The 23,382-nt window shown below is 40.2% G+C and carries 26 protein-coding genes and 1 pseudogene; 25 read left to right on the forward strand and 2 right to left on the reverse strand.

From position 1 onward, the window contains the following. Positions 1–4: 4 nt before the first annotated feature. The 24 genes from AC0VXV_RS07970 (at position 5) to AC0VXV_RS08085 (ending at position 21,884) form a co-directional block, all read left to right on the forward strand. The gene (locus AC0VXV_RS07970; RefSeq protein ID WP_475531421.1) at positions 5–670 is read left to right on the forward strand and encodes a precorrin-8X methylmutase; all 666 of its coding nucleotides are present in this window, start codon (positions 5–7) and stop codon (positions 668–670) included. After that, positions 645–1,781 carry a cobalt-precorrin-5B (C(1))-methyltransferase gene (locus tag AC0VXV_RS07975; RefSeq protein ID WP_475531422.1) on the forward strand — a complete coding sequence of 379 codons (1,137 nt, stop codon included), beginning with the start codon at positions 645–647 and terminating at the stop codon, positions 1,779–1,781. Before AC0VXV_RS07970 ends, AC0VXV_RS07975 begins: the two co-directional genes overlap by 26 nt. Beyond that, the gene (cbiE, locus tag AC0VXV_RS07980) at positions 1,756–2,952 is read left to right on the forward strand and encodes a precorrin-6y C5,15-methyltransferase (decarboxylating) subunit CbiE (RefSeq protein WP_475531423.1); all 1,197 of its coding nucleotides are present in this window, start codon (positions 1,756–1,758) and stop codon (positions 2,950–2,952) included. The genes AC0VXV_RS07975 and cbiE overlap by 26 nt, the downstream gene beginning before the upstream one ends. Next, positions 2,949–3,653 (forward strand): precorrin-2 C(20)-methyltransferase, encoded by a 705-nt coding sequence (gene cobI / locus AC0VXV_RS07985; RefSeq protein ID WP_475531062.1) that lies wholly within the window; start codon positions 2,949–2,951, stop codon positions 3,651–3,653. Before cbiE ends, cobI begins: the two co-directional genes overlap by 4 nt. After that, positions 3,653–4,435 (forward strand): precorrin-4 C(11)-methyltransferase, encoded by a 783-nt coding sequence (cobM, locus tag AC0VXV_RS07990; RefSeq protein WP_475531063.1) that lies wholly within the window; start codon positions 3,653–3,655, stop codon positions 4,433–4,435. The genes cobI and cobM overlap by 1 nt, the downstream gene beginning before the upstream one ends. Further along, complete coding sequence (locus AC0VXV_RS07995) at positions 4,428–5,567, forward strand: cobalt-precorrin 5A hydrolase (RefSeq protein ID WP_475531064.1); 1,140 nt, start codon at positions 4,428–4,430, stop codon at positions 5,565–5,567. The genes cobM and AC0VXV_RS07995 overlap by 8 nt, the downstream gene beginning before the upstream one ends. Continuing rightward, positions 5,564–6,922: a cobyrinate a,c-diamide synthase gene (locus AC0VXV_RS08000; RefSeq protein ID WP_475531065.1), complete on the forward strand. Its 1,359-nt coding sequence runs from the start codon at positions 5,564–5,566 to the stop codon at positions 6,920–6,922. Before AC0VXV_RS07995 ends, AC0VXV_RS08000 begins: the two co-directional genes overlap by 4 nt. Continuing rightward, complete coding sequence (locus tag AC0VXV_RS08005; protein WP_475531066.1) at positions 6,919–7,551, forward strand: precorrin-2 dehydrogenase/sirohydrochlorin ferrochelatase family protein; 633 nt, start codon at positions 6,919–6,921, stop codon at positions 7,549–7,551. Before AC0VXV_RS08000 ends, AC0VXV_RS08005 begins: the two co-directional genes overlap by 4 nt. After that, positions 7,548–8,309, forward strand: a complete 762-nt coding sequence (cobA, locus tag AC0VXV_RS08010) for a uroporphyrinogen-III C-methyltransferase (protein WP_475531067.1) — start codon at positions 7,548–7,550, stop codon at positions 8,307–8,309. Before AC0VXV_RS08005 ends, cobA begins: the two co-directional genes overlap by 4 nt. Further along, positions 8,303–8,857, forward strand: a complete 555-nt coding sequence (locus AC0VXV_RS08015; protein ID WP_475531068.1) for a nitroreductase family protein — start codon at positions 8,303–8,305, stop codon at positions 8,855–8,857. Before cobA ends, AC0VXV_RS08015 begins: the two co-directional genes overlap by 7 nt. 11 nt (positions 8,858–8,868) lie before the next feature. Next, positions 8,869–9,408, forward strand: a complete 540-nt coding sequence (locus AC0VXV_RS08020) for a cob(I)yrinic acid a,c-diamide adenosyltransferase (RefSeq protein WP_475531069.1) — start codon at positions 8,869–8,871, stop codon at positions 9,406–9,408. Then, entirely contained in the window at positions 9,408–10,901 is a 1,494-nt protein-coding gene (locus AC0VXV_RS08025; RefSeq protein WP_475531070.1) for a cobyric acid synthase, read from the forward strand. The genes AC0VXV_RS08020 and AC0VXV_RS08025 overlap by 1 nt, the downstream gene beginning before the upstream one ends. Positions 10,902–10,906: 5 nt before the next feature. Then, on the forward strand, positions 10,907–11,749 hold the full coding sequence (locus AC0VXV_RS08030) for a class I SAM-dependent methyltransferase (RefSeq protein WP_475531071.1): 843 nt from the start codon (positions 10,907–10,909) through the stop codon (positions 11,747–11,749). Then, the gene (locus tag AC0VXV_RS08035; protein ID WP_475531072.1) at positions 11,742–12,782 is read left to right on the forward strand and encodes a FecCD family ABC transporter permease; all 1,041 of its coding nucleotides are present in this window, start codon (positions 11,742–11,744) and stop codon (positions 12,780–12,782) included. Before AC0VXV_RS08030 ends, AC0VXV_RS08035 begins: the two co-directional genes overlap by 8 nt. A 1-nt stretch (position 12,783) precedes the next feature. Beyond that, on the forward strand, positions 12,784–13,572 hold the full coding sequence (locus tag AC0VXV_RS08040) for a heme ABC transporter ATP-binding protein (RefSeq protein ID WP_475531073.1): 789 nt from the start codon (positions 12,784–12,786) through the stop codon (positions 13,570–13,572). Then, positions 13,572–14,555 (forward strand): ABC transporter substrate-binding protein, encoded by a 984-nt coding sequence (locus AC0VXV_RS08045; RefSeq protein WP_475531074.1) that lies wholly within the window; start codon positions 13,572–13,574, stop codon positions 14,553–14,555. Before AC0VXV_RS08040 ends, AC0VXV_RS08045 begins: the two co-directional genes overlap by 1 nt. A gap of 69 nt (positions 14,556–14,624) precedes the next feature. After that, a complete protein-coding gene (locus tag AC0VXV_RS08050; RefSeq protein ID WP_475531075.1) occupies positions 14,625–15,362 on the forward strand; it encodes a sulfite reductase in 738 nt (245 codons plus the stop codon). After that, a complete protein-coding gene (locus AC0VXV_RS08055) occupies positions 15,313–16,512 on the forward strand; it encodes a CbiX/SirB N-terminal domain-containing protein (protein ID WP_475531076.1) in 1,200 nt (399 codons plus the stop codon). Before AC0VXV_RS08050 ends, AC0VXV_RS08055 begins: the two co-directional genes overlap by 50 nt. Before the next feature lie 81 nt (positions 16,513–16,593). After that, complete coding sequence (gene cbiB / locus AC0VXV_RS08060; protein ID WP_475531077.1) at positions 16,594–17,550, forward strand: adenosylcobinamide-phosphate synthase CbiB; 957 nt, start codon at positions 16,594–16,596, stop codon at positions 17,548–17,550. Continuing rightward, on the forward strand, positions 17,525–18,592 hold the full coding sequence (locus tag AC0VXV_RS08065) for a pyridoxal phosphate-dependent aminotransferase (protein WP_475531078.1): 1,068 nt from the start codon (positions 17,525–17,527) through the stop codon (positions 18,590–18,592). The genes cbiB and AC0VXV_RS08065 overlap by 26 nt, the downstream gene beginning before the upstream one ends. Beyond that, positions 18,576–19,139 carry a histidine phosphatase family protein gene (locus AC0VXV_RS08070; protein WP_475531079.1) on the forward strand — a complete coding sequence of 188 codons (564 nt, stop codon included), beginning with the start codon at positions 18,576–18,578 and terminating at the stop codon, positions 19,137–19,139. The genes AC0VXV_RS08065 and AC0VXV_RS08070 overlap by 17 nt, the downstream gene beginning before the upstream one ends. Before the next feature lie 216 nt (positions 19,140–19,355). Continuing rightward, entirely contained in the window at positions 19,356–20,033 is a 678-nt protein-coding gene (locus AC0VXV_RS08075; protein ID WP_475531424.1) for an NAD(P)-binding domain-containing protein, read from the forward strand. A 182-nt stretch (positions 20,034–20,215) separates the two neighbouring features. Then, positions 20,216–20,488 carry a zinc-ribbon domain-containing protein gene (locus tag AC0VXV_RS08080; RefSeq protein ID WP_475531080.1) on the forward strand — a complete coding sequence of 91 codons (273 nt, stop codon included), beginning with the start codon at positions 20,216–20,218 and terminating at the stop codon, positions 20,486–20,488. 55 nt (positions 20,489–20,543) lie between these two features. After that, the gene (locus AC0VXV_RS08085; RefSeq protein WP_475531081.1) at positions 20,544–21,884 is read left to right on the forward strand and encodes a GIY-YIG nuclease family protein; all 1,341 of its coding nucleotides are present in this window, start codon (positions 20,544–20,546) and stop codon (positions 21,882–21,884) included. 33 nt (positions 21,885–21,917) lie between these two features. Here the strand turns inward: AC0VXV_RS08085 and AC0VXV_RS08090 are convergent, their stop codons facing one another. After that, the gene (locus tag AC0VXV_RS08090; RefSeq protein WP_475531082.1) at positions 21,918–22,316 is read right to left on the reverse strand and encodes a transposase; all 399 of its coding nucleotides are present in this window, start codon (positions 22,314–22,316) and stop codon (positions 21,918–21,920) included. A gap of 219 nt (positions 22,317–22,535) precedes the next feature. Between AC0VXV_RS08090 and AC0VXV_RS08095 the strand changes: the two are divergent. Next, positions 22,536–22,742: pseudogene (locus AC0VXV_RS08095) on the forward strand (IS3 family transposase); the annotation flags it as partial. 56 nt (positions 22,743–22,798) lie between these two features. Here the strand turns inward: AC0VXV_RS08095 and AC0VXV_RS08100 are convergent. Beyond that, a complete protein-coding gene (locus tag AC0VXV_RS08100) occupies positions 22,799–23,182 on the reverse strand; it encodes a ribonucleotide-diphosphate reductase subunit beta (RefSeq protein WP_475531083.1) in 384 nt (127 codons plus the stop codon). Between the last annotated feature and the right edge of the window lie 200 nt (positions 23,183–23,382).

Genomic DNA, 23,382 nt, shown 5'->3' on the forward strand with positions numbered 1-23,382 from the left:
AAATATGAATTTTAATACAGACTTCGTACCACTAACAGTAGACCCGGACAAAATTTATGACTATAGTTTTGCGATGATTAAAGAAGAAATGGGCGAACATCCATTTACAGATGAACAATGGCTTGTTGTTCGCCGCGTTATCCATGCTTCGGCAGACTTCGAACTGGGCCGCAGCATGATTTTTACGGATGATGCGATTGAAGCGGGCATTCAGTCAATTTTAGCCGGGCGTCATGTTGTTGCGGATGTTCAGATGATTGAAAGTGGATCAGGCCGAAAACGATTCCAAAAACATGGTGGGGATTTACATTGTTATATCGCAGATGAAGATGTATCAATCGAAGCGAAAAAACTGGGAACAACTCGTGCCATTATTTCGATGCAGAAGGCGACGCAACTACAAGAAGGCGGGATTTATGCGATCGGGAATGCACCGACAGCATTACTTGAATTAATTCGCCTGATTAAAGAAGGTCTTGCAAAGCCGGATTTAATCATCGGAATGCCTGTTGGGTTCGTTTCGGCAGCAGAATCTAAAGCGGAATTAGCGATTTTAGAAGGAATTCCGTTTATTACGAATGCAGGAAGAAAAGGTGGCAGTACTGTAACCGTCGCAGCGTTAAATGCCATCTCAATCATGGCAGATGAACGAGCAAAAGAAGCGAAATAAAAAAGATCCGTCGGAAATGCGTCACGGTTATACAACTGGAGCTTGTGCAACTGCGATGACAAAGGCTGCCTTGTACGCACTTGTGACCGGAGAAGTTCCTGAACATGTAACGATCCATTTACCTGTAGGAAAGGATGCCACATTTACGGTGGCATCTTTTACAGTAAAGGACAATGAAGTGATGTGTGAAACGATTAAAGATGCCGGGGATGATCCGGATGCAACACATAAAGCACGCATTCAAAGCACTGTTCGTTTTGTAGAAAAAAGCGGTGTCCATCTAGATGGCGGGATTGGTGTTGGTCGTGTGACAAAAGCAGGATTACCCGTGCCTGTCGGAGAAGCGGCCATTAACCCTGTTCCGAGAAAAATGCTTCATGGTGTAGTCGAAGAAGCGATCCAACTTTTTCAAATTGACAAAGGAATCGAAGTGATCATTTCCGTTCCGGACGGTGAGGAAATAGCGAAGAAGACATTAAATGCAAGGCTTGGAATATTGGGCGGAATTTCCATATTAGGTACGCGCGGAACGGTCGTGCCCTTTTCAAGTTCGGCATATATGGCGAGTATCGTTCAGGCGATCAGTGTCGCCAAAGAAGCAGGCTGTGACCATCTTGTCATCACAACCGGCGGACGCAGTGAAAAATACGCGATGAAACAATATCCGCATTTACCGGAAGAGGCGTTTATTGAGATGGGCGATTTCGTCGGTTTTACGTTAAAGCATATTGCCCGTAAAGAGATTCCTCAAGTATCGCTTGTCGGAATGATGGGGAAATTTTCGAAAGTCGCACAAGGTGTCATGATGGTGCATTCAAAAAGTGCGCCAATCAGTTTCCCGTTTTTGGCAGATATCGCAAAAAAAGCAGGAGCTGATATAGAAATAATCGAGCAAATTTTGCAGGCGAACACGGCATCGCAAGTAGGGGAAATCATGCAGGGGAATGACCAGTTTTTTGAAGCGCTATGCAAAAACTGCTGCTACTTTGCCCTGGATCATACGAAAGCGAAATTACGTGTCTCCACAACGCTGTACGCAATGAACGGAGACATGTTAGGAAAGGCTGAGAATATTGAACAATTGGATGAAAATGATTGGTATCGGGGATAATGGACCAGCAAGTTTACTCCCCCAATATATCGCTTGGATCCATTCAAGTGAAGTACTTGTTGGCGGGGAACGTCATCTTGACTTTTTCCCGGATTACACTGGCGAAAAAATCATGATAAAAGGCGGACTCTCACGACTCGTGGAAAAGCTGCAGGCAGAAAATAGAAATGTCGTCTTTTTAGTATCGGGTGACCCGCTGTTTTACGGATTAGGGGGAGTTTTGGCTAAAAAGCTCCCATTAGAAATCTACCCATATGCAAGCTCTGTTCAATTAGCATTCACAAAAATGCAGGAAAGCTGGCAGGATGCTTATTTAACGAGTGTTCATGGTCGGTCAATGAAAGGGCTAGCCCAAAGAATCGATGGCCGAAAAAAAATAGCAATATTGACCGATGAAGAAAATTCACCGAATGCACTTGCCCGCTATTTAAAAGCGTATGGCATGACCGAATACGATGCATTTGTAGCAGAAAACTTGGAAGGTCCAACTGAACGATGTCGTCATCTTTCTTTGGATGAAATGGAGAATGCCGAATTTTCACCATTGAATGTTGTTATTTTAAAGCAGCGTGAAAATGTTGAGCGCGCGTCAATCGGTATTGAAGATGACAAATTTATTCAGCGGAAACCGGATAAGGGTCTTATCACAAAAAAGGAAATTCGAGTGCTTTGTTTACAAGCACTGCAATTAAAAGAAACAAGCAATGCATGGGACATTGGGACATGCACGGGATCAGTTGCTATTGAAATGTCGAAAATAGCCCGGGAAGGTCAAGTATTTGCGATTGAAAAAAATGAAGCAGATTTGGAAAACTGTCTTCAAAATCAGCATATTCATCGTACGGATTTTACAGCGATACTAGGAAAAGCACCAGAAAGGTTGGAGGAATTTCCTGACCCTGATGCCATTTTTATCGGCGGAAACGGCGGCAATATGGAGCAGTTATTGCAACTATGTGTCGAAAGATTAAAGCCAAATGGCCGCATTGTTATGAACATCGCGACGATTGAAAACTTGGCAGAAGCTATGGGGCATTTTAAAAAGTTCAACTGTGATGTTACTGTACTGCAGGCACAAATCTCAAAAAGTAAGCCAATTTTAAATTTAACGCGTTTTGAACCGTTAAATCCCATTTTTATCGTAACAGCACAGAAAGGGTTGGAAATATGACAATCGGTACATTAATCGGATTAGGTGTTGGACCAGGAGATCCTGAACTTATCACAGTAAAAGCTTTTCGAATGTTAAAAGAATGCCCGGTAATTGCCTATCCTCAAAAATTACGCGGTAGTAAATCGTATGCTCAACGAATAATCGATGTGTACGTTAATCCGGCAGAAAAGGAAATGCTGGGACTTGTATTTCCGATGACGAAGGACGAGCAAACGTTGCAGGAAGCATGGTCTAAATCCGCAGAGAAAATCTATGCACATTTGAAAGAAGGCCGAGATGTCGCTTTTGTAACGGAAGGCGACCCGATGCTTTTTAGTACATATATACACTTGATGAAATTAATGAAGGATATGCATCCCGAAGTTGAAATGAAATCTATTGCAGGGATATCTTCATTTAATGGAACTGCCAATCGTTTAGGAATCCCATTGGCAGACGGCGATGACCATGTAGCAATGATTCCGGCGACTTCGGATATGGCAGAGATGCGTCGTGTTATTGAGACCCATGACGGGATAGTGTTCATTAAAGTAGCGAAAGTATTAGATGACATGCTGGATTTACTTGAAGAAATGAACTTACTAGAAAAAACGTATGTTGTGACAAAAGTAACTTCGGATGAAGAAATTATTTGGAAAACGAATGAATTGCGTGGAGCTGAGCTCAATTATTTATCATGTATGGTGGTGCGAAAATAATGAAGAAAATTTGGATTATTGGTGCAGGTCCAGGCGACCCCGATTTAATTACAGTGAAAGGCCTTAAACTGCTTCAACAGGCTGATGTTGTCATGTATACAGACTCTTTAGTTAGTGAAACTCTAGTTGCCAAAGCCCGTGCGGATGCAGAAGTGATCCGTACAGCAGGCATGCATTTACAAGAGATGGTTGATTGCATCGTCGAACGCGTCAATGAAGGGAAAATGGTTGTGCGTTTACATACGGGTGACCCGGCAATGTACGGGGCAACAATGGAACAAGTTGCATTATTAAAGAATCATAATATTGGCTATGACGTTGTTCCAGGTGTAAGTTCCGTATTTGCTGCCGCTGCAGCCGTAGGAGCAGAATTAACGGTTCCGGACTTAACGCAAACTTTGATCTTAACACGAGCAGAAGGACGTACACCGGTACCTGAGCGTGAAAAACTGCAAGCCTTGGCAAGCCATCATTGCACAATTGCAATGTTTTTAAGTGCCACATTAACGAAAAAGATTACAAAAGAACTACAGGCTGCGGGCTGGTCTGACGATACACCGGTTGCAGTTATTCAACGAGCATCATGGCCAGATCAAAAAATCGTTCGCACGACAATTGCTGAGCTGGATGAAGCGATGCGGACAAATGGCATTCGCAAACATGCGATGATTTTAGCCGGCTGGGCACTTGATCCGAACATTCATGAAAAAGATTACCGTTCAAAATTGTATGATGCTACGTTTACACATGGTTTCCGTAAAGGTGTGAAAGTCGATGATTAATTTACGCGAAGGGGAAATACCGGAAGTTCGTGTGACAAAACCTTATGCACTTGTAGCCATTACAAAGCACGGTGTGGCGAATGCGCGAAAGTATGCGGAGAAGTTTCCATATGTCGATGTATATTATATGAAGAAATTTGAGCAGGGCGATGAGGCTGAAAAAAATATTCAATTATTTGAAGGGACGGTGCGCCTGCTGCTGCCTGCATTATTTAAAGCATATAAGTCGATGATATTGATTATTTCCCTTGGTGCAGTCGTTCGGATGATTGCCCCGATTTTAGTAGATAAAAAGAAAGATCCGGGTGTTCTCGTTGTTGACGATAAAGGACAATATGTCGTGAGTGTTCTATCCGGACATATTGGTGGTGCGAATGCCCTGACAAACGAATTTGCACAAGCGATCAATGCGACTCCGATTGTAACTACAGCATCCGATGTTCAAAAAACAATCGCGGTTGATTTATTTGGTGCACGGTACGGCTGGGTTTGGGACAGTGAAGAAAAATTAACGCCTGTCAGTGCTTCAGTAGTGAATGAGGAACAGGTTGCAATTGTTCAGGAAACCGGTGAAAAAAATTGGTGGCTGCATGAAACACCGATGCCTGAAACTTTGAAAATTTACCGGACAACAGAGGAAGCAATCGCTGCAAAACCACATGCCACATTGCTCATTACCGATCGTATTATCGATAAAGAGGAAGAAGTATTACTTGAAAACGGTGTAATTTACCGACCAAAGTCAATTGTTTTGGGAATGGGCTGTAATCGCGGAACATCTGCAGAAGAAATTGAACAACTAATTGATGAAACGCTTGCAGAACTAAAGCTGAGCAAAAAAAGCGTCAAAGCAATCGCCACAATCGATTTGAAAAAAGATGAGCAAGGTTTCCTGGAAGTAACGGCTAGAAACAACTGGCAGTTTATAACATATACACCGGCAGAGCTAAATGAAATGCCGCTGCAAAATCCATCTGAAACGGTCTTTAAATTTACAGGGGCTTACGGTGTCAGTGAACCCGCAGCATTACGGTGCGCCAATGCGACAGATTGGCTTTTGGAAAAAAAGAAAAGCGGCAATGCAACCATTTCCGTTTCCCGGATTACATTTGGTGAGGAGGTAACCGGATGAATCGATTCGTATTAGCCGGAACAGGAAGTGGCGTTGGAAAAACGACATTTACGATTGGTATTATGCGCGCACTGATGAAGCGCGGCTTAACTGTTCAAGGATTTAAATGTGGTCCGGATTATATCGACCCGACGTATCATACAGCCGTTACAAAACGGTCTTCACGCAATATTGACAGTTTCATGATGTCAGAAGATGTGGTCCGCACAATTGTCGCAAGAAACAGCATTGATTCAGATGTTTCGATTATTGAAGGAGTAATGGGTTTCTATGATGGAAAGTCCCCATTATCGAATGAAGGATCGGCAGCACATATAAGTGCTATTACGAGTAGTCCGGTAATTTTAATTGTTAACGCAGCTAGTATGGCTCGAAGTGTAGCTGCCATTGTAAAAGGATTTCAGCAGTTGGATGTCAATGCCCATATTGTGGGGATTATTGCCAATCAGTTGGGCAGTAAAAGTCACTTTGAAATTATTAAAACAGCGATTGAATATGAATGCAAAGTTCCTGTTCTAGGCTACTTGCAAAAAGGTGCGGTACCAGCATTGCCGAGCCGTCATTTAGGTTTAGTACCGGCAATTGAACGAGGAGAGCTCGATTCATATTTCGATGAGCTTGCAGATGCTATCGAAGCAACTGTTGATCTGGATTTATTATTACAAGTCACAAAAACGGCAGAATTGGAGCAGACTTCAAGGATTTTTGAATCACAAGATAACACGGAAGAGATTCATTTAGCTGTTGCGAAAGATGCAGCATTTAACTTCTATTATGAAGAAAATTTTGAATTACTTAAAGCGAACGGTGCAAAACTGCATTTCTTCTCACCACTTGAAAATGAACCGGTTCCTGAACAAGCACAAGGTTTATATATTGGCGGAGGGTTCCCAGAAGAATTTGCAGAGAAGCTTGTACAGAATGAACTGGCAAAAAATTCGATAAAACAAGCAATTGATAAGGGAATTCCAACCCTTGCAGAATGTGGCGGCTTCATGTATTTAACTGAAGAAATTTTCAACCGTGAAGGAAATGGCTACAAAATGCTAGGTGTCATTCCGGGAATCGTTCGTATGCAAGATAAGCTGGCGGCGTTAGGCTACAGAGAAATTACCGGTGTGGAGGGCAACTTTTTAATTGGTGAACAGGAACTTGCTAAAGGTCATGAATTCCATTATTCCATATACGAAGGAAATCATGAAACACCTGCTTATTTTACAAAAGGTCGCTTTGGAGCGAAACAGGAAGGTTATTCACAAGGAAATCTAGTCGCTGGATATACACATTTTCATTTCGCATCCAATCCACAACTCGTGAAAAATTGGCTTGCAGCTTGTTTGGAGGTAAGAATATGAATTATTTACCGTTAATGGTCAATATAGATTTTAAAAAAGTGGTGATCGTTGGTGGAGGCCATGTAGCCTGTCAAAAAGTGGAAGCATTATTACCTACGAATGCCCAGATTACCGTTGTCAGTCCGACAGTAACGGATAAGATAAAAACATATTTAGATGAAGGCAGAGCAGTCTGGATACAAAAACTTTTTGAACCTGCTGATTTAGACGGTGCAGCCCTCATTTTTGCTGCAACCAATGACGAAGCGGTAAATGATGCTGTGGAAGAAGCGACACAGCATTGGCAGTTATTAAATCGGGCGGATGCATTGGGACGTATGGATTTTATGAACCCTGCTGTTGTACGTCGTGGAGATTTTGTCGTAACGGTGTCGACAACCGGTGCAAGTCCGTCGCTTACTAGAAAAATAAAGGCTGACTTAGAGGAACAATACGATGAAAGTTATGCAGAGTACGTTGCATTTTTAAAGGAAGCTCGTATCCTTATTCTTGGAAATTATGAAGGAGCTGCTAAAAAAGCAGCGCTTGCTCAATTATTGGAACCTGAAATACTCGTTTGGATTCAGCAAAAGAATGAGGAAAAATGTGCACAGTTTTTACGTCAGATTGTATCAGGAGAATTCAATTGAGTGGATTTGTTTATATAGTCGGTGCTGGACCGGGTGATCCGAAATTACTGACAATTCGTGCTTTAGAGTGCATTCAGATAGCTGATGTCATTTTATATGACAGATTAGTAAACCCCGAAATTTTAAAACACGCAACACCTCATTGCGAACTGATCTATTGTGGCAAAGAACCGGGAAAACATGGCCTGATACAAGATGAAATTCATCGTGTGCTCGTTGAAAAAGCACAGCAGAACAAGCAGGTTGTCCGTCTAAAAGGCGGAGACCCATTCGTCTTTGGACGAGGCGCAGAAGAAGCGGCTATTCTTCGTTACGAAAAAATAGAATTCGAAATCGTCCCGGGCATTACAGCGGGAATAGCGGCACCAGCATATGCAGGCATACCCGTTACACATCGCGATTATGCAACAAGCTTTGCCATTGTAACAGGGCATGGACGCGAAGAAAAGGGGCAGGATTTTTTAAGCTGGGCAAGTCTCGCGCAAATCGATACGATTGCGTTTTATATGAGTATTGGCAATATTGATCATATTACGAAAAGCTTAATCAAACACGGAAAGAAACCGACAACCCCGGTTGCAGTAATTGAATGGGGGACAACAAGCAATCAGCGTACGATTACAGGTCAATTAGAGACGATTTCCGAACAGATTCAGCAGCAAAAGATGGTCAACCCTTCGATGATTTTAGTCGGGGATGTCGTAGGAATTCGAGAAGAAATTGCATGGTTTAGTGAAAGGATTGAGACAACATGTTAGAAGCATTAAAAAATCGACGAGCGGTTCGTCAATTTTTACCAAAGGAAGTAGAGCGGGAGAAAATTGAACAATTATTGCAGGCGGCAACTTATGCACCGAATGACCGCATGCGCGAGCCTTGGCAATTTTATATTTTGCAGGGGGCTAGTTTAAAGCGTTTTGAACAAGTAGCATTCGATTATTTACAGCAGCGCTTCCCGACAAAACCAAACTTAGTGGAAAGCTCCATGCAGGCAGTAACAAAAACACCGCTCATCATTGTCGTAACATCTGCCGTAGTGGAAGGAGATGAAGGGGCGACACTGGACAATAAATTCGCTGTTAGCAGCGCGATCATGTCGATGTGGCTAATGGCTGAAGATCTCGGTTTAGGTATGGTGTGGCGGACACGTGGAGTCGGTCTTGTACATGACACAGCTTTGCATGAATTTATCGGGGCGACGGATTTTGAACATCTCGTTGGTACGTTATGTATTGGCTATCCGGAGGAACCGGTTACAACTGAGAAAAAACGTACACCGTTTTCAGAAAAAACAACTTGGCTTTAGGGGGCAATATTATGGCGAGAAAAGGAATGCTGCTCGTATATACAGGTGATGGAAAAGGCAAAACAACCGCTTCATTAGGTGTAACCTTACGTGCAATTGGCCGTGGGATGACTGTGAAATATTTTCAGTTTATTAAATCACCGGAACGTACATATGGAGAACAAATTGCACTTCGTAAATTAGGTGTTGAAACCGTTCAGCTTGGCATTGGTTTTACGTGGACAAAAACACCGGAAGAACATAGAGAAGCGTTAAAAAAGGCTTGGCAAATTGTAAAAAAGGAATTGCAGGATGAAACGACGGATTTACTTGTTTTGGATGAATTAAATAATGCACTGGCGATTTCAAAATTTCCAATAGATGATGTTTTGCCTTTAGAGGATGTACTTGAAGCAATTCGTAATCGACCGGCCACAATGCATTTAATCGTTACCGGTCGTTCTGCACATCCTGAGCTTATGGAAATGGCTGATCTTGTATCAACCGTTGATGCGACAAAACATTATTACAGCGAGCAGGACGTCACAGCGATGAAGGGGCTGGAGTTTTAGTGCAGGCAATCATGATTCAGGGCACCGCATCCGATGTAGGGAAAAGTGTACTATGTACTGCACTTTGCCGTATTTTAGTCAATGACGGCTATAAGGTTGCTCCTTTTAAATCACAGAATATGGCGCTCAATTCGTACATTACAAAAGATGGCGGAGAGATCGGACGTGCACAAGGGGTTCAGGCGGAAGCGGCAAAAATTGATGCAACAACGGATATGAACCCGATTTTACTGAAGCCTAAAGGGGAAATGGTATCGGAAGTCATTTTGCACGGCAAACATTTCGCCAATATGGATGCGGTAAGCTATCGGGAGAATTTTGTAGAGTCGGTAATGCCTGAAGTTCGTACATCACTTGAGCGTTTATCGGAGAACTATGATGTTCTTGTTTTGGAAGGTGCGGGAAGTCCGGCTGAAATTAACTTGAAAAGCCGTGATATTGCCAATATGCGAATGGCCCATGAAACAGATGCGTCCGTTATTTTAGTGGCGGATATTGAGCGCGGTGGTGTTTTTGCTTCACTTGTCGGAACACTGATGTTATTGGATGATGCGGAGAAAGACCGTGTCAAAGGAATCATTATTAACAAATTTCGCGGCATGAAAGAACTGCTGACAAATGGAATCGAGTGGCTGGAAGAGTATACAGGGATTCCTGTACTGGGCGTTATTCCGTATTTCGATGTTCAAATTGAAGCAGAAGATTCAATGGCTCTATCCAGTCTGCGCTTAAAGAAGCCACAGCAACACGAATTTGCAATTGATGTTGCCGTCATCCGGTTACCGCATATATCAAATTTTACTGACATAGATCCATTGTTTGAAGAACCTGGTGTAGGCGTGCGCTTTGTTACCAACCTAAGTGATTTAAAAAATCCGGATGTCGTAATTTTACCAGGGACTAAAAACACGGTGGAAGATTTTTTATGGCTTCAGCAAACCGGGTTGATGCAAGGTATTTTACAATTAGCGAATCTAAATGTCCGAATTATCGGTATTTGTGGAGGTTACCAGATGCTTGGTGAAACTATCCGTGATGAGCAGGCGGTGGAAAGCACTGGTGGAACGTATTTAACTTTAGGTCTGCTGCCGGTTGAGACAACGTTTATTAATAGTAAGCAAACGGTTCAAGTTTCTGGAAGGAGCTGTACAGGTCATGAGATTGAAGGCTATGAAATTCATTTAGGGCGCAGTGTAGCGACTAAACCGTTGAAACCTTTCATCCAATTTTATGATGGCCGGACAGATGGTGTGTATACGGATCAAGTATTTGGCACATATGTACACGGGATTTTCCAAAATCGTCTGTTCACACGTGATTATTTTAATACAGTCCGTATACAAAAAGGGATGGAACCAATCTCAGGAGAGGTCTTATCCGATTTTGAACGTCGCGAACTAGCCTATGAAATGCTGGATCGCCATGTACGTGAGCATTTGGATATGGAGAAGATTTATTCGTTTATTTCGGAAACTACTGTTGATAAGAGGTGAAATTGATGGCTGTTTTACATGGGCCACTGGCAATTGATTTTGAGCAGCTCTGGAAGGAAGGGATGCTGGACTGGCATGGGAATATGCCTGAACGGATGAAAAATGATGCGTTGGAAGAAGCTTTTTGGGCACAGTCGATGCAAAAAAAATCCTATAAACAGACGGATGCACATGCCGTTCCTATCTATGAAAAGATTCGTCAATACATACCACAGGGTGCAAGCTGTCTGGAAATGGGACCCGGTTGGGGGAATTATACATTTCCTTTAAGAGAAGATGTCGGAAAACTGACATTGGTTGATGGCTCAAAAAGTGTTTTAAATTACTTGCAGCAGTATTTCATAGAAGACGATGCAGTAAACTTTGTCCATGCGAAATGGGAAGAAGCAGATGTTGAACAGCATGATATTGTAATCGGAGTCAATTGTTATTACCGAATATATGAGATGAATCATGCATTGCTGAAAATGAATGATCGTGCAAAGAAAAGAGCAATCATCGGTTTAACGACAGGACCGATTCAACCTCATTATGATGTTTTAGCGAAAGAATATCTTTATAAAATTAAATATCCTAGACGTGATTATATTGAAATTTTAAATATGCTGTATCAGCTCGGTATTTACGCTGATTGTGAGATGCTGCCATTAGAGCGCGTTTATTACTATGACAATTATGATGCACTCTATGAAGCACAAAGTAAAAAGATATTATCGGATCCTTTTGATTTTGAGGAAGTAAAAGAGGTACTTGACCGATTCGTTACAGAAGAGGAAGGCAAGATTGTTTACCGTCATAAATTTTATGCAGCGATCATTAGTTGGGAGCCGGTAAACTTTTATGAATAAAAAGAAATTTTGGCTATGGATGCCTATTTTAATTATTGTGCTAGCAATATCGATTATTGGCGCAATCATGGTAGGTTCTGTAGGAATTACACCCCAGTTAATTATTGAGGTTTTACTTTATAAAACCGGAATTTTAAATGAAACAAATGCTACAAATGCGCAGCAAGTAATCATTTGGGAAATTCGGGTACCGCGCGTATTATTGGCATTTTTAGTTGGGGCTTCATTAGCAATATCGGGTGCCGCAATACAGGCTCTCGTAAAGAATTCCATTGCAGATCCATACATACTTGGGGTATCCTCCGGTGCATCTGTCGGGGCAACTTCGGTAATTTTATTCGGTGCATTTAGCTTTTTCGGAGTGTTAGCTTTATCGCTTGCCGCTTTTTTGGGTGCGATATTTGCCGTAGTGATTGTCTTTATGCTTGCACGGGTGAACGGGAAAACTTCGATGATTCGATTGTTGCTTTCTGGAATTGCGGTTTCCATGGTGTTGGGAGCAATGACCAACTTTATGCTAATGATTTCCAAAGAACAAGGCGGTGTTCAGGCCGTCATGTTTTGGATGCTTGGCAGTTTAGGCGGTGCAAAGTGGTCAAATCTCGGAATCCCTTATGTTACTTTTTGTATCGTTTTCACATTATTACTACTAAGCTATCGTCAACTGAACGCACTGCTGCTAGGTGAAGAAACAGCATCGACATTAGGGATTAATATTGAACGATTCAGGTTGTTCATTATTATCATTGTATCGTTATTAACGGGCGTCGTAGTAGCAGTAAGCGGGAGTATCGGATTTGTCGGTCTCATTGTCCCGCATATTGTGCGTATGATTGTCGGGTCCAATTATAAAGTAGTTTTACCGCTAAGTGCGCTGCTTGGAGCCATTATTATTATATGGGCTGATATAGGTGCACGTATTGCCATTGCACCGGAAGAAATGCCGATTGGAATTATTACCGCATTATTCGGCAGTCCGTTCTTTATTTGGATGCTTCGTCGCGAGCGTTATGCATTTGGGGAAGGAGAATGAGATGATCCAGCTAAAGCATGTTGAATATTCGGTGGATGATAAGGAGATTTTGAAAAATATTTCTTTAAAAATCATAGAGGGAAATTTTATAGGGATTATTGGTCCAAATGGTAGCGGGAAATCAACGATGCTTAAAATTTTATACCGTCATCTTAAACAATCATCGGGAAAAGTAACTTTACATGAACAGGAAGTCTGGGATATTTCCCCGAAAAAACTGGCTAGACAAATGGCTGTCGTTAGTCAGGAGTCCACTGTGTTATTTGATTTTACGGTAAGAGATTTAGTGATGATGGGGCGCACTCCTTATAAAGGCTGGCTCAGTTCTGATAACTCAGAAGATATGTCGATCGCGGACAGAAGCATGAAATTAGCCAATGTCACCCATTTAGCCAATCGTACATTAAGCAATTTATCTGGTGGCGAAAAAAAACGGGTAATGCTCGCACGTGCTTTGGCACAGCAGGCAAGTATTCTAATATTGGATGAACCGACAAACCATTTGGATATTGAACACCAGCTCCATTTGATGGATTTAGTCAAAGATTTACCGATTACGATTGTTGCGGCGTTACATGATTTAAATTTAGCAGCAGCCTATTGTGATGAGCTAATCGTTATGAAAGACGGAACATTACATATTCAGGGTTCACCTGAAAGTGTCTTAACAACAGAGATGTTAAAAGAAGTATTTAACATACGTGCAGGAGTTTCAACAAATCCATTCACAGAAAAAATGCATTTATTTTTTTATACTAATACAGCTATGTATACAAGAGGGGAACAATAATGAAATTACGAAATAATCTTTGGGCACCAATTGCCCTGGCATCAGCACTAATGTTAGGGGCATGTTCGGATGATGAGCAAAATATCAAACAGGCAACAGCAGATTCGGGTGAGATGTCACAGGCAATAACAATCGAAAACGATGGGGTATCCATTACATATGATGAAGCGCCCAAGAAAGCGATTTCTATTAATCAGCATGTAACAGAAGTGATGCTTGCACTTGGATTGGAGGATTCGATGGTAGGTACAGCTTACTTAGATGACCAGATTTATGCTCCATTACAAGAAGCATATGACCAAGTTCCAGTACTGGCTGAACAATATCCTTCGAAAGAACAGGTTATCTCGACAGAAGCCGACTTTATTTACGGCGGTTGGGCAAGTGCATTTAATGAAAAAAACTTAATGTCACGCGAAGAATTAGAGCAATTGGGAATCGGCAGTTACTTGCAGTCTTCCTCTGTAAAAGTTGCTCCGGAGTTAGAAGATATTTACACGGATATTCGTAATATCGCAAAGATCTTCCGCGTTGAAGAGCGCGGTGAAACGCTGATAGAAGAAATGAATGCAGATATTGAAAAGATTAAAGAAAAAGTTCCTGCGGTAGACAAACCAATTGATGTTCTAGTATTTGATAGTGGGGATAAAGATGTATTTACAGCAACACAGAACTTTATGAACACTTTAATTAAAATGGCGGGAGCAAATAATATTTTCGGGGATATCGAAAAAAACTGGGCAACGGTTTCAAAAGAAGATGCCGTTGAGCGTAATCCGGAGGCCATTATTGTTATCGATTACGGATCTACAACAGCAGAGGAAAAAATTAATTTCCTGAAACATGATCCGGCCTTGAGCCAGACACCGGCAGTACAAAATGAGCGTTTTGTTGTCCTGCCATTATCGGCTGCATCAGAAGGTGTTCGAGTGGCAGAAGCGCTTGAAATTATCGTAAAAGGACTTTACCCTGATTCATTCTAACTTTTCAAAATCAAAGGGATTCAATCAGTCGCAACAAAAGCGCAATTGATGAATGGGAGTGGTGTATATATGCAAGAATATGCGAAGAAAAATTTCGAGAAGGCGTTACAGCTGCCGATGCCGAACAAAACTTATGCAAAATTAAAAGCAATGGATGACTATATAGCATTAATTGTACGACCAGGGTTAATTAACAAACATTTAACAAGTGATCAGCTGATAGTGTTAGCGAATCTTGAAAAACTTGGCGCTGTAAAATATTCTGCCGGCCATAGTTTTATCGTTACTGTCCATCGTTCAAATGTTGTGCAGGCAATGGAAAAATTAACTGAAGTGAGTTTGTATGTGGCATCCCAAACACCAAGTGCTTTATTTAAATGTTGTGACTTTTGTGATGGGGATTTGTTAGACGGTTTACCACTTGCAAAGGACTTACTAGAACAAGTTGAACAAATGCCATTAAAAAATAGGGTACGCATCGGCTTTAATGCATGTACTAAAGCATGTTATAACGCTGTCCAGGATGACTTGGCGCTCATTTTTCATAATGGCAAAGTTGATGTATACGGAGGCGCGTTTCCTATGGGAAGGCGTGCCAGTTCCGGGCATCTATTGTTAAAAAAAGTACCGGAGGACCAAGTAATCGATCTTGTGAAAAATATATTAGGGAAGTACAATGCGTCATCAATCGATAAGTTTGCCGCGTTCATACACAAAAATAAAACTTACTTTGATCAACTACAAGAAGGAGGATTTTATGACGACTTGGAATTTAGGTCAAATGCAGCGTCATCTGTTAATTTGTAACGGGGCTACTTGTATGGGTGCCGGTGCAGAAGAAGTAACACAGCAAATCCGGGATGAAATTCGTAAAAATCGTTTAGATGAAATGATTCATACATCACGAACTCGATGTAATGGGCGATGTAAAGATAAATGTGTTGTCATTGATTATCCGAAAGGGACATGGTATTCCGTTCAAAACGAGGAAACCTCGCGTGCCATTGTCCAGGATACCGCTGAAGAATCATCCATTATTTATTCGGTGGAACACGGGGAAAGAATTCGTCATGAAAATCGAATTAAAGGGATTGATAAATATAAAAAAGGACGAGGACCAATGAAAAAAGCAGTATTATTTGTTGGACATGGCAGCAGATTAGAGGCGGGAAATGAGGAAGTACGCCAGTTTGTTGAGCAGATGAAAACGTACATTGATCCAGCACTTCTGGTTGAGACTTGTTTTTTAGAGTTTGCTGTCCCGAATATTGAAGATGGAATTCAGCTATGTATTGAAAAGGGTGCGGATGAAGTTCACGTTATTCCGATTATTTTACTGCATGCAGGACATTCAAAATTGCATATTCCAGCCGAAATAGAACATGCTAGGGAGCATTTTCCGGATGTTCGATTTACATATGGTCAAACAATTGGGATTCACGAAGAAATTTTTGAAATTCTTAAGTCTCGATTATCTGAAGTTGGTTTCAATTCTGATGAAAAACATGAAGATACAGCTATCTTACTCATTGCACGTGGGGGGAGTGATCCATATGCGAACGGCGATTTCTATAAAATTACCCGTTTATTGTGGGAAAAATTAGATGTTCCTATTATAGAAAGTGCGTTTATGGGTGTGACAACTCCATCTGTAGAACAAGGGATTGAACGTTGTATAAGACTTGGAGCAAAAAAAATAGTGATGCTTCCATACTTTTTGTTTACAGGAGTGTTGATGGAAAGAATGGCTAAAATGGTCGAGCAGTTTACAGAACAGTATGAAGACGTCGATTTTCTACTTGCAAATTATTTTGGCTATCATCCGAATTTGAAGAAAGTATTGTTGGAGCGCATGGAACAGGCCCTGGACGGTACTTCAACAGGTATGATCGATTTGGAGAATTTCCGCAAATATGCAGAAGAACATGGATATGAACACCACCACCATCATCATTAATGTTAAAATTTATCCAGAGCATCGAATATGCTCTGGAATTTTCATTTCATATCAAACGAAAATAAAGGAGCGAGGGGCACGATGTATCTTATTATTTGTGTAATCGCAGTGCTCATCGATTGCATTGTTGGGGATCCGAAAAAATGGACACATCCCGTCATTTATATTGGTAACATGATTTCGTTTTTTGAGAGGAAATGGAATAACGGCATTGACAGTAGAAGACGGTTCAATGGCTTTCTAACAGTTTTTCTCACGGTAAGTATTACAACGGGCTCGGTTTTTTTTATTGTCTTTCTTGCAGTGAAAGTACATCTACTTCTTTGGTTTGTAGTCGAAATCTTTTTGATTAGTTTAGCCCTAGCCCAGAAATCATTAAAAGACGCGGCGATGCTCGTTTACGATTCCTTGGAAGCGAACGATTTACCCGAAGCCAGGAAATATTTAAGCTGGATCGTAGGCCGTGATACGAATCATTTGGATGAACCTGAAATTGTAAGAGGTGTCATTGAAACAGTCTCGGAAAATACGAGTGACGGCGTGACGGCTCCGCTTATGTATGCGTTATGTTTCGGGGCAACCGGTGCATGGTGCTATAAAGCGATTAATACACTTGACTCGATGATCGGCTATAAAAATGAACGCTATACAGATTTCGGATATGCTGCAGCAAAATTGGATGATGTTGCGAATTATGTGCCTAGCAGAATTACCGGGTGGTTCCTTATAATATTTACAAAAAGTGATACGGTACAACTATTTAAACACCGCTATAAAAACTGGCTAAAAGATGCTAAAAAACATCCGAGCCCGAATAGCGGGTATTTGGAGGCTGCTACAGCCGTTCAGTTAGGAATCCGTTTAGGCGGGTTTAATCGTTATGGTGGGGTGGAATCATTTCGTGCTTATATGGGTGAACCGGAAAATACTATGCAGAAAATACATATAAAAAAATCGATACAGCACATGTATGTTTGTACATGGTGTGTTGTGATAACAGGAGGAATGTTGTATGGAATTGCCCGCACATGGAGCTAATGCAGCCTCGTTATATAAAGCGATGAACTTACATATGCCGGACAAAGTCATCGATGTTAGCGAAAATGTCAATCATCTCGGGTATCCGAAGCTAGTAGAGCAACAGTGGGTGAATTTGATGGATAAAATAGTGGGGTATCCGCATGAACAAGCGGAACCGTTTCGCTCGCAAGCTGCCGATGTACACGAAGTGGCAGCACAACACGTTGTCGTTACGAACGGTGCAGCAGAAGGGTTAATGGCTTTGGCGCAGCTTTTTAAAGGATATGAAGTAGCTCTGTTACAGCCTTCCTTTTCGGAGTATGCCCGAACATTAAAACAGCAGAATTGTATCATTCATTCGATCTTAGCTGAAGATATTGAAACTTATCGATTTAATGAAGAAATATTGGAGAAACAGCTGAAAGATGTCCATGCCTGCTATATTTGTAATCCGAATAATCCTACAGGCGTATTATTGAAAAAACATTGGATTGAACAGTTAATTAAAAAATACTCTCACTGTAATTTTGTTGTCGATGAAGCGTTTATGGATTGGACCGATGAATCGGAGAGCGTTGTTTCATTGGTAAACACCCATTCCAATTTATTTGTAGTACGATCCATGACAAAAATGTATGCACTGGCAGGTGTTCGTCTCGGTTATGTTATCGGGCATCAGGCAGAAAAACTCCGTCATTACTTGCCGCATTGGAATGTGAGTGCGATCGCAAATGAAATCGGCAGTCTCTGTCTACAGGACAAGCATTTTGTAATGAAATCTCGTGATAAGAGCAGTAAATTACGGACTCAGATGATGGTGGACTTAAAATCAATCGGTTGTAAAGTATCAAACAGTGCAGCAAATTTTTTGCTGTTCCAATTACCAAAACAATATACTCCCGATGATTTTTTTACATATTTATTAGAGCAAGGTATCGTATTACGCCATACAAAAAACTATGCCGGTCTGGACGGCGCCTGGTTTCGAATCGCTGTCAAAAGTGAAGAAATCTGGGCAATTTGCAAGGATGAAATAACGAAATATGTTAAAAATCATTAACTACTACCGTCATGGAGAAACTGTCTGGAATAAAGAAGGGCGGCTGCAAGGATGGCTTGATTCGGAATTAACGTCAAAAGGAATTGAACAGGCAATGTCCGTTAACTGGAATCCCGAAATCGTATTCTCCAGTGACCTGAAGCGTGCAGTGCAAACAGCCCGCCTCATGTTTCCTGACCATACCATTCATAAAGACGATAGATTGCGTGAAATCAACTTAGGGCATTGGCAAGGCAGCTACATTAAGGACCTTCAACTGGATGAACAGTATTGTTGCTATTTGAATACACCGCATCTATTTATGAATACGACACAGGAATCCTTTGAAGTCGTAACGAACCGAATGATCGCATTTCACGAGTATATTTTACAGTTACCGTATGAGAGAATCACTGTCGTTTCTCATGGTGTTGCCATTGCCTGTTTGATTTCTGCGCTCCATAAACAGCCTTACCAAAAGCTATGGAGTTATATGTTGAATGGTGCTGCTTGTTTTTCGATAGAAGGGAATAATGAACAATTACATAAAGATATTTTTGTAAAGTAAAAATGGGGGAAATCAATGATTTACGATGTTTGTGTAATGGGTGGTGGTCCTGCCGGGATGTTCAGTGCATTTTATAGTGCATCTAGAAAGATGAACACTATATTAATTGAAGGTAATCATGAACCTTGAGGGCGACTTAATCTATATTTAAACTATGAAATATACGATATTCCTGGTCAATTTGGTGTTTTAGCGCGTGAATATAAACAAGCGCTGATCGAACAGTTAAAAGTAAGTAAAGCTAATGTGTTACTTAAAGAAATTGTTGAGGAAATTGAAAATATTGTCGAGTTGTTTTATGTAACGACAACAAAGCAAACTATACTAGCTAAAACTATCATTGCGGCAACCGGCAATGGATTTAGTGAGGTAAAAAGAATCGAACAACACATCTCGGAAAAAATACAGTATGACCCGCCAGCTTTCCAACAATATGATGGTCCAATTGCAGTAATCGGACATACACCGATGGCAGCAGATTGGGCAATTCAGTTAATAGGTTATGGAAATGCGGTTACATTATATACCAGCCAAGAGCTGAATTTACAGCCTATTTTAATGGACGGGCTTGCCAACAATAACATTCCGATTTATGAATTCTCGGATTTTAATGATCAGGCATATGAGGCTGTTTTTTGCCATATTGGTTCAAAAAAACATACCATTGAATTCAAAGGACGTATAGCGCAAAGAGATAATGGGTTAACGAATTGTCGCGGATATTTTGTAGCAGGGGATGCCCGCTATGAGCAAGGGAAATTGAAGCTTATACACGGGGCAACACATGACGCAATGCAAGCAGTGAATGCAGCTTTTCAATATTTACATGAAGGGGCGACTTACCAGCCGATAGTTTCAACACATGACCCGATATTTAAAGAATGGCTAAAATGAACATATTAAATAGGAAGAAACGCTATACCAGAATTTGGTATAGCGTTTCTTTTAGAATTTAAACGTATCATCAGTAATAGGGGCCCGCATATTAATTAATAGAATTTTCAATCATATTAATTTACAATTTAGGTGAGAATCTCTTGATATAAAAAATATGAATAAAGGTTGGTGAATGATTTTTGAGAACAGTTACTGAGGAGAAATCTATTGCTAAGTTATTTCCAGCACTCCTTGTTGTATGGGATTTTTCTAAAAATGCAACCATTATCTCTCCTACTGAAGTTTCTAAAGGCAGTAATTTAAAGGTATGGTGGATTTGTCCAGAAAATCACTCTTACGAAAAATCCATTAAAAATAAAAGTGTATCGAAGGGGTGTCCATATTGTTCTGATAAAAAAGCAAATAGAGAAAAGATCTTAACTTTCTTAGGTTCCAAAGTCAAAGGTTGTTAAACCAATGTAAGTAATCTCCCAATTTCAAGAGAAAGAAAAAAGCGAGGGAAAGAAAATGAAAAAAGGAATATATGCTTTGGTGATTAATGGGAAATATTATATTGGAAAAGACCATTTAATTGAAAAAGAGAAAAGAATTAAAGATCATATTAATTTATTATTAAAAGGAGAGCATTATAATCGTTATCTACAAAAGGCATTCGATAAGTATGGGGATATTCAGACATATATCATCGCTACATATGAGAATATTTCAAAGGAAGGTCTCTCAGTAGAAGAACGCAGCTTTATTCAAAAATATGATTCTTATAAAAATGGTTATAATCTAACCTTAGGTGGAGAAGGTGGACATGGTTTAATTATTACCGAAGAACGAAAGAGAGAAATGTCTCAACGAATTACAGGGGAGAAAAATCCAATGGCAAAACTAACTAATGAACAATTTTTTGAATTAGTAGATTTGTTTGTCATTGGAAAGAGCAATAAATTTATCGGAGAATTATATGATTTGCATGATAGATATGTTTCACTTATTCGTCATAAACATAGATTTAAAACTTTATGGGCTCTAGTGGAAAATTACATCCCTACCAAATCAAATGATGTTGCTGAGTTGTTAGGTAATGTCACAGAAGAAGAGTTTTTAATGATAGTAGAAGAAATGTTAGAGGGCAAAACTAATGCTGAAATTGAAGAAATCCATACACTGCCTTCTGGCACAGCAAGTCGAATACGTAATCGGAAGTTATATAATAATTGGTGGGAGAAACACTTTTCTGAACGTGAGTGTATAGATGATAAGATAAAAGTGGCTCATCAGCGAGAAGTAAAAAAGAAATTAGTTGAAAATGGAAAGAGAATGAAGGGAAAAGGAATTTCAGAATCGACTCGTAATACAATGAGGAAGAACAATGGAAAAAGCAAAGGTATAATTATAGATGATGTGTTTTATCATTCAATAATGGAAGCTGAACGGCAGCTACGTATAAATCGTAAAGTTATTGCTAAAAGGCTAAAAGATAAGGCATACCCTAATTATACAGAGGTTCAGATAAAGAAAACTCCTAAAAGGGAGTTTTCACATAATTCGAGGAAGAGTAAACGAATTTGCGTTGATGGGATTGAATACACTTCAATAATGGAAGCGAGTCGTCAGCTAGGTATCTCGAATAGAACTATATCAGAAAGAGTTAAGAGTGAGTCCTTTTCGAATTATAAGTTCATTGAAGTTGGAGAAAATCCATTATCTAAAAAGGCAAGAAAGGTAATTATTGACGGTATTGAATATCAGAGTGTTAATTTTGCTTCAACAATATTAAGTATAGATAAAAATATACTAGTGAGAAGATTAGTTAGCGAAGCGTATCCTACTTATAAATATATCGGAAATGTCTGAATTAGATTTCTGATTTTAAAAGAGATTATGGAATTACAAATTGCTTAGGGCGCATTTATAAGCAAAATGGATTGATGGGCGCCCCTTTGCTTTTTCTTGCAGGCCCTCTATCCCTTCTTTCAGAAATTTTTGGTTCCATTTAGCGATTATACGTGGATTGTTCATCTTAAATTGAATCGCTGTCTCTTGATAGGAAGCACCTGTTTGTTTCATAAAGTGTAATACATCTACTTTAAATTGAACAGAATAGACTTCCTTACTTCTTTTACGTTTAATACCATTATCCCCATATGCTTTGTAGGCAACTACCCATGTTCTAATCGCTGTATTAGATGGAATGGAATATTTTTTAGCTAATCGTTTAAGACCTATTTTTCCTGTTAAATACTCTTTCACAACCTTTAACTTAAATTCATCGCTATATTTTGCCATAGGAAAACACCCCGAAAGTTAGTTTTTTACTCTAACTTTTGGGGTGCAGCACCACATCTAACAATTGGAGGTGCAGTTTTTCTATGGCAAAATTTACTGCGGGAGAAAATTACAAGCGGCGTTACGTTACTTAGATGGTAAAGAAAGTTCTTATCAAATTGTCATGTCAATGGGAACGAATTATCAAGCCATTTTAAAATGGGTCAAACAATATGAAACAAAGGAAATTGTCATGATAACGCAGTGATGGAGAATTTCTTTGGGATACTAAAATCTGAATTCCTTTACTTAAAGGAATTCGAGAGTATCGAGCATTTTAAAATAGAACTAGAAAAATACATAGAATATTACAATACGAAACGAATCAAGGCAAAATTAAAACTGAGTCCGGTGCAATACCGAACTCAGTTCACCCAAGCTGCCTAGGTTAAATTACCGTGTCTAACTTTTAGGGGTCACTTCAAAACCATAGCGTTTAAATTTTAAAATTTAAATGTATCATCAGTAATCGGGGCCACTTTAGCAACCGCATAAGTTGCTCCTTTTTGACTGAAGAAATCATAAGTGGATCCTGTATTGGAAATTCCGTTCATGACAATCGGGTTGACTTCCTCGTCAGGGAACATCGTATCGAGCCCCAAATTCATGAGCGCTTTATTTGCATTATAGCGCACATATTTTTTCACTTCAGGGGAAAGTCCCGTTTCTGCGTATAAATCATCGGTATACTTCATTTCATTTTGATATAAATCGAGTAAATATTCATAGCCCCACAAAGTTAGCTCCTGCTGTTTTTCTGCTGGGAACGTTTTGAAAATGTTCTGGGCGAAAAAGCCGACTGCTACTCCGTGGATTGATTCGTCCATTTTGTTTCAAGTAAGTTCGTCATTCTTACTTCTGCTATATGCAGCTTATAATTTCTTATAAGATCAGATCATATCATATATAGCTTTTGCTATATCTCTCCGCTTCGGATACCATTATTGACTTGTACCCTACTCTACTCGCTTCCATGTAAAACCATGTGCTTTCGATGATCGTTGCACCTTATTGATATATTTTTACC

Source organism: Solibacillus sp. iso_87 (genome assembly GCF_056173085.1).